Here is a 2,207-nt window from a genome sequence, read left to right on the forward strand (position 1 = left end):
TCGCCTCGGCGATCTCCGGCTTCTTCGCGAACTTCGCCCGCAGGAACTTCTCCGTCCCCTCCGTCGGCCGGTGATACATCCACGACAACAACCCCAGGGCGAACATGTTCTTGCTGCGCCCCGCATCCTTGCGCGACAGGCCGTGCGACTTCAACGCCTCGACCGTCAGCGTCGTCAGCGGCACCGGATGCACGCTGTAGCCGTCCATCGAGCCGTCCTCCAGCGGCGACACCTCGTAGCCGACCTTCTGCATCGCCCGTTTGGAGAACTCGTCCGTGTTGACGATGATCTCCGCGCCCCGCGGCACATCGGCGATGTTCGCCTTCAGTGCTGCCGGGTTCATCGCCACCAGCACGTTCGGCGCGTCACCCGGAGTCAGGATGTCGTGGTCGGCGAAATGCAGCTGAAAGGACGAGACGCCCGGCAGGGTCCCGGCAGGAGCACGGATCTCGGCCGGAAAGTTCGGCAGTGTCGAGAGGTCGTTCCCGAACGACGCCGTCTCCGAAGTGAACCGGTCACCGGTGAGCTGCATACCGTCACCGGAATCACCCGCGAAGCGGATGATCACCCGGTCCAGACGGCGTACATCCTTCTCACGCGCCTCTGTCGCACCAACGACAGTGGATTCGACCATGAGTGTGTCCGCTCCTGTCAGTACTGGTTCGCGAGCGCGGGCAGACACGTCAGCAGGTACGCGTTGCAGCGCGGGGTGTACACCGCTCACAGGCTATGCACCGCTGATAGAGAGGCACTTGTGCAGTGGCAGAGCATCGGTGTGATGGTGCTGGAATGCGCAGTTGAGGGCCTCAACGGTGCCGGTAGAACGTTCGTTGCCGGATCACGGGGCCCATGTGGTCCATAGTGGAGGGATGTTGCACCTTTTGTACCGGCTGAAGCGGTCGATATACCAGGGTGACCGACCCGGCGCAGTGGTCCGACTGCTCAACCGCTACTGGAGATGGAAGTACGGTTCTGCGCGCGGGCGCGGGGGCGGTGTCACTCTGTGCGTTCGCGGACGGTCGAGCGGCAGGACGATCGCTTTCCCCGTGATGATGGTGTCCTTCGAGGACAGGCGGTACGTCGTTTCGATGCTGGGAGCCAACGCGAACTGGGTCCGCAATGTGCGTGCCGCGAGCGGGAAGGCTGTGATCAGGCGCGGCCGGGACTTCGATGTCCGGCTTCACGAGCTTCCGGTGGAGAGCCGCGCCCCCATCATGAAGCAGTACTTGCGGGCAGCTCCCGGTGCGCGGCCGCATGTGCCGGTGGACCCCGATGCGCCGCTCGACCGCTTCGAACATATCGCTGCGGATTTCCCTGTGTTCGAGGTCAGTGGTCTCCCCGTCGACTCACCGGCCGCCGGGCGGACGCGGGCGACCCAGGACGGCGAGCTGCGCCAGCACGATTCCGGCAAGCATCATGGCGGAGCCGGCCAGTTGTTCCGGTGACAGCACCTCGCCGAGCACCACGTAGGCGAGTACGGCTCCGGCCACCACCTCCAGGGTCAGCATGAGGCTGGCCGAGGTCGGCGGGAGCCGGCGCTGGGCGGCGGCGCCGAGCGCCAGGCCGCCGGCCATGCCGACCACTCCCACCCAGATCACCAGCACCCAGACCGGGACGGTCCAGTCGTTCAGCACGGCGCTGCGCCCCAGCGCATCGAGCGGGAACGGGTCGAAGAGGTTGGCCAGCGTGAGAGTCGCGGCACCCACGGTGGCGCCCCAGGCTGACATGACGAGCGGCTCGTAGCTGCGCAGGCCTCGCTCGGCGAGCAGGAATCGGCTTGCCAGAGTCAGCGCGGCCAGGAGTGCCAGCCCTAGGCCTGGCCCGTCCAAGCCGCCACCGGACCACACTCTCCCGGTGAGGGACAAGCCGATGAGGGTGAGTGCGATCCCCGCCCACACCAGGCCGGAGATCTGTTTGCGCTGGACGAGCCGTACCCAGAGTGCGACCAGCAGCGGGGACAGGTATTCCACCAGCAGAGCCACGCCCACCGGGAGTCGTGCCAGGGACATGGTGAACGCGACCTGGTTCAGGGCGAGGCTGATGGCGCCGTACAGCAGGACCAGCCACACGTCGCGCGCCCGCACACGCAGGCATCCGCGGTGCACGGTCGCGGCGACGAGCATCAGAAGTGCGGCTCCCACGAGCGCCCGGACCTGGATGATCTGAACGGCCGTGAGCCCGGTCGTCCCCAGGGCCTTCAGCGCCGG

The 2,207-nt window shown here is 66.9% G+C and carries 3 protein-coding genes; 1 reads left to right on the top strand and 2 read right to left on the bottom strand.

The genetic code is table 11. From position 1 onward, the window contains the following. On the bottom strand, positions 1 to 634 hold a 634-nt coding region (locus ABD378_RS43730), incomplete at its 3' end, for a 2-oxoacid:ferredoxin oxidoreductase family protein (protein WP_344531056.1). Between the two features lie 235 nt (positions 635 to 869). Here ABD378_RS43730 and ABD378_RS44310 point away from each other — a divergent pair. Further along, positions 870 to 1,445, top strand: coding sequence for a nitroreductase/quinone reductase family protein (locus ABD378_RS44310; protein ID WP_386542638.1), 576 nt, complete (start codon positions 870 to 872; stop codon positions 1,443 to 1,445). Here the strand turns inward: ABD378_RS44310 and ABD378_RS43735 are convergent. Continuing rightward, positions 1,347 to 2,207, bottom strand: an 861-nt coding sequence (locus tag ABD378_RS43735) for a DMT family transporter (protein WP_344531058.1), incomplete at its 5' end; no start/stop codon positions are given. The two genes, ABD378_RS44310 and ABD378_RS43735, sit on opposite strands and share 99 nt — an antisense overlap.

Origin of the sequence: Streptomyces rectiviolaceus, from assembly GCF_039533825.1 — a bacterium.
Lineage (GTDB): Bacteria > Actinomycetota > Actinomycetes > Streptomycetales > Streptomycetaceae > Streptomyces > Streptomyces rectiviolaceus.

Coding starts and splice junctions, on each gene's coding strand:
- ABD378_RS44310 (WP_386542638.1), top strand. CDS start 870: ATGTTGCACCTTTTGTACCGGCTGAAGCGGTCGATATACCAGGGTGAC.